The sequence below is a fragment of the Arthrobacter sp. HMSC08H08 genome (assembly GCF_001807575.1).
GTDB lineage: Bacteria > Actinomycetota > Actinomycetes > Actinomycetales > Micrococcaceae > Pseudoglutamicibacter > Pseudoglutamicibacter albus.
In genome coordinates this window covers 1-3,518 of record NZ_KV789381.1, presented here as the reverse complement: position 1 = coordinate 3,518, position 3,518 = coordinate 1, and the positions used below count along the sequence as shown (strand labels likewise).

The window sequence follows — 3,518 nt, the reverse complement described above, 5'->3', positions numbered from 1 at the left end:
AACCGTGAAGGCTTTCATATCGGCCGCGATGTCTTCCCTTCGATAAGCTCTGAAGTGTGATGCTCGATACAGACTATTAGCTCATCTTCAGCTGCCAGATGTGAGAATGTCAGGCGCCAGCTCTCTTGTGCGTGTTGCCGGGGCTGCCGTGCGGGTTCGTGTATCGTGACGTGGCGCACCTTTAATCCACGGTAGTGCCGCATCGGGTTCGGCGCTCGTTCTGCTAGCCGTGCTCGCCCTTGAACTTCGACTGCCTGGAGGCCGCAGATGAAACTTTTTAAGTTGCCGATGATTTGGAGTAGTGGCGACTTCAGGAGAGTCTGGGTATCCAATACTTGCCTGAGTATTTCGCAGGCTATTGCAACGTTTGCAGCGTCCGTAGGGATGATAAATGTGCTCGACGCATCGCCGTTCGAAGCAGGATTGATTGCACCGTTAAATAGTATTGGCCCATTAATGTTTGGATTATTTGCTGGGGTTGCAGTTGACAGAATAGGACGGCGACGAACGTTAATTGGTACGTCGTGGATACGAGCCGGCCTATACAGTATCCCGGTTCTATTGTTTGTCATTGGCTATTTATCGCCATGGCAAGTGCTGCTTGTATTGGGGATTATTGGACTAACCGAAACGTTCTCGAGAGCAGCGCAGACGTCTATTATTCCAAATATAGTGGGACGCGAGAATGTGGGAGATGCTGCTGGTTCCCTGATGGCATCTGAGCAAGTCGTGGCTCTGGTGGGTCCAGCTGCTGGCGGGTTATTGGTTCGGTTGATTCCAGCTCCTCTGGCGTTTGCGGTTAGCGCGACGGCACAGTTTGTGTCTGGAGCTAGTCTGATAAAGATAAGGAAAGACCCTCGCCCGGACCCGAATGAGGCTTGGCCAAAAGTATCCTCGGCCATCAAAGAAGGGTGGGCGTTCTTAGTCGGACATAAGTTACTTTTGGCGCTCGTATTAACCACCTCTGTTAACAATGCGGCAGCCGGATTATATCAGGCTGCGGAGTCGTGGTTTATTTTAAAGGATTTAGGGATCGCTCCGGAGTTATTCGGAATAGTGTGGTCGCTGAGTGCTGTTGGGGGCGTGGTTGGAGCTGTCGTTGCACCTGGATTGGGCCGGAGGATTGGGCCACTTAGAGCGATGTTTATGGCTAGCCTGCTCGTGCCGATAAATTTTGCTATTATTCCTTTGTCTGTTCTGGCTCCAGAAATGGCTTTAGTGAACATATGGATTTCATTTACATTATTTGGGATAACTCTTGGAATGTTATCAGTAAATAGCTCTAGTGTTATTGCTATGATCACTCCTGATGAATTGATGGCTCGTGTTTCATCTACTCGTAGGGCTATTACTCAAGGGATGCTGTTGCTGGCAGGAGTTGTTGGTGCGACTTTGTTGGCTACGGTAGGTGCGCTAGTAACTCTCTGGATGGCTGTGGGTGTTGCACTGCTTCAGTGTGTGTTCCTACTGAGAGCTGGGGTTCCTCGGCGTGGAGTACCGTCTGCAGAAGAGCTGCCCGAAGATGAACCTGGCGCCGGGGTCTGGTGCGGGAGGAAGTGACAGTCCCTGTTAGGTCGCGAGGGCCAGGTCCTTGCTCTTCATCGTCTTCCGCTGATTTGAAGCCAAAATGGTGTTTGTTCCGTGTTTTTCAGTGATTCCAGTTTTAGGGCACTCGGGCCTCTCTGTCAGGGGCGCACTCGCGTGGTAATAACACTTTCCAAAATAGCTGTCCAAAAACGGTCGTTTTTGAAATGAACGGCGAATCCCGGCGACACGCCGGGGTTTGTTGTTTCAGAAACGTCTTTCACAACCGAAACGTTGCACAACCTGGTTATGTACCGTTTTTGATACGGCAGTCATTGGATATGCGCGAGTGAGCACGCGCGAGCAGAACCCGCAGGCGCAGGCGGCCGAGTTACGCGCGGCCGGAGCTGAACAGATTTTTACTGACCGGGGGGAGTCGAGCCGGGAAGCTGCGCGGCCGCAGTGGATCGCGTGCAAGGCGCAATTGCAGCCGGGGGATACGTTGGTCATCCGCGCCCTGGATCGCGTGGCAGGTGAAGAGCGGATGGCCATTGAGATTATCCGCGAGCTGGCAGAGCGCGGTGTGAGGATTAAAAGTCTTACCGAGCCATTCTTAGACGTGGACATATCTACGCCGATGGGCGAAGCCATTGTGGGCATTATGGAGGTCATGGCGCAGCTGCGCGTCTCTATGATCCGAGAGAACACCAAGAGGGGTTTAGCGCACGCGCGCTCAGGGGAGAGTCGGAGGGCGGCCGCGCGTTATGGATGCAGACCGCACCGCGACGGCGCGGCAGCTGCGCGAGGAAGGGAAAAGCTATGCGCAGATCGGCAAGATTCTTGGTGTCAGTGCAGCGAGTATTTACAGGTCACTATCGAGTGAAAACCCTTGATCCACAATGATAACTAATGTTATATTTGAAGTGAGGAAATGTTTGTTTCGAGGTTTAGGGGGTTGTTATGAGCCAGCTGATGGAGCGTCCGCAGCATGATGAAATGCGTGCGCAGTTGTTGAAAGCTCGGCAGCGTGTAGAGGTTGATGCGCTGGACTACAAGCGTACTTTGAAGGCTTCTGCTGGTGGGATGACTCAGCGTGAGATGGCGGCGTTGCTGGGTATGTCTCAGCCGGCGGTGGCGAAGGCGTTGCAGCGTGCCCAGGCTGTACCGGCTGTGGTTGGTGAGTTCAACGCTGCAAGCCCTTATGAAGTGTGTCAGCGGTACGCAGCCGGGTTTATTGATCGTACCGAGGTGGTGCGCCAGTTGGTTGCATGGCCGTATAAGCCGACTCCTTGGGCGAACGAGTACGGCGAGTATGAAGAGAGCATGGACGGAACCTGGGAAGAAGTTGTCGAAGCGGCCGATAAAGGCTTGATTGTCGATGCGATCTACGATGAAGTTTTGATGAAGACGGCCGGTTAGACGGCGAGCAACCGAAGGGTGAATCGTTGGCTAACGACGAATCGATAGAACGACATTACGCGGCGCTGCGTCAGGTGCTGGCTGATCCTGATATGAACCCTCGCGGGGCATACTCGACCATCAAACAAGAACAGTATTTTATTCAAAGCGGATCGCGGCCACGTGCTACAGCCGAACGAGAGCTTTTGCATAAGAAGTGGATGCAAGAGGTGATTGATGATTCGGCTAAGCGCGGTGAAATCAAGCACGAGGGAAGAGCCATTGTGATGGCTGGACCGCCCGGAGCTGGTAAGGGAACCGTGCAGCGGGAACGCTTGAATGATGTTCCTGGTTATGTGCAGTGTGACCCGGATATGTTCAAAGAGAAGATCATTCAGCATGAGCTGGACAGTGGCAATCTGGATCGTCTGAAAACTCCATTGGTGAAAGAACTTGAAGCCCAAGGGTACACGTTCGCACCAATGGAGTTTGCTGCGTTAGTGCATGAAGAATCGTCCATGCTCAGCCGTAAGCTGCAAAAGGCACTGCGCAAGGATGGCACGAACTGAAGCGTCCTGGGTTTAGTTCCGCTTCTT

Annotated in this window: 4 protein-coding genes and 1 pseudogene; all 5 read left to right on the top strand. The window is 53.0% G+C overall.

The window, feature by feature from the left end:
* Nucleotides 1–267: 267 nt before the first annotated feature.
* The 5 genes and pseudogenes from HMPREF3175_RS09850 to HMPREF3175_RS03235 all read left to right on the top strand — a co-directional run bounded on the left by HMPREF3175_RS09850 (nt 268) and on the right by HMPREF3175_RS03235 (nt 3,491).
* Nucleotides 268–1,560, top strand: a complete 1,293-nt coding sequence (locus tag HMPREF3175_RS09850; RefSeq protein WP_083289374.1) for an MFS transporter — start codon at nt 268–270, stop codon at nt 1,558–1,560.
* Between the two features lie 313 nt (nt 1,561–1,873).
* A pseudogene (locus HMPREF3175_RS10450) lies at nt 1,874–2,200 on the top strand (recombinase family protein); the annotation flags it as partial.
* 88 nt (nt 2,201–2,288) lie between these two features.
* On the top strand, nt 2,289–2,417 hold the full coding sequence (locus HMPREF3175_RS10445) for a helix-turn-helix domain-containing protein (protein ID WP_229677020.1): 129 nt from the start codon (nt 2,289–2,291) through the stop codon (nt 2,415–2,417).
* A 67-nt stretch (nt 2,418–2,484) separates the two neighbouring features.
* The gene (locus tag HMPREF3175_RS03240; RefSeq protein ID WP_070490667.1) at nt 2,485–2,943 is read left to right on the top strand and encodes a MarR family transcriptional regulator; all 459 of its coding nucleotides are present in this window, start codon (nt 2,485–2,487) and stop codon (nt 2,941–2,943) included.
* 26 nt (nt 2,944–2,969) lie between these two features.
* Nucleotides 2,970–3,491: a DEAD/DEAH box helicase family protein gene (locus HMPREF3175_RS03235; RefSeq protein WP_070490666.1), complete on the top strand. Its 522-nt coding sequence runs from the start codon at nt 2,970–2,972 to the stop codon at nt 3,489–3,491.
* The last annotated feature ends 27 nt before the right edge of the window (nt 3,492–3,518 follow it).

What these genes read in the sequence shown, in the direction of transcription:
- HMPREF3175_RS09850 (WP_083289374.1), top strand. Translation starts at nt 268, where the DNA reads ATGAAACTTTTTAAGTTGCCGATGATTTGGAGTAGTGGCGACTTCAGG.
- HMPREF3175_RS10445 (WP_229677020.1), top strand. Translation starts at nt 2,289, where the DNA reads ATGGATGCAGACCGCACCGCGACGGCGCGGCAGCTGCGCGAGGAAGGG.
- HMPREF3175_RS03240 (WP_070490667.1), top strand. Translation starts at nt 2,485, where the DNA reads ATGAGCCAGCTGATGGAGCGTCCGCAGCATGATGAAATGCGTGCGCAG.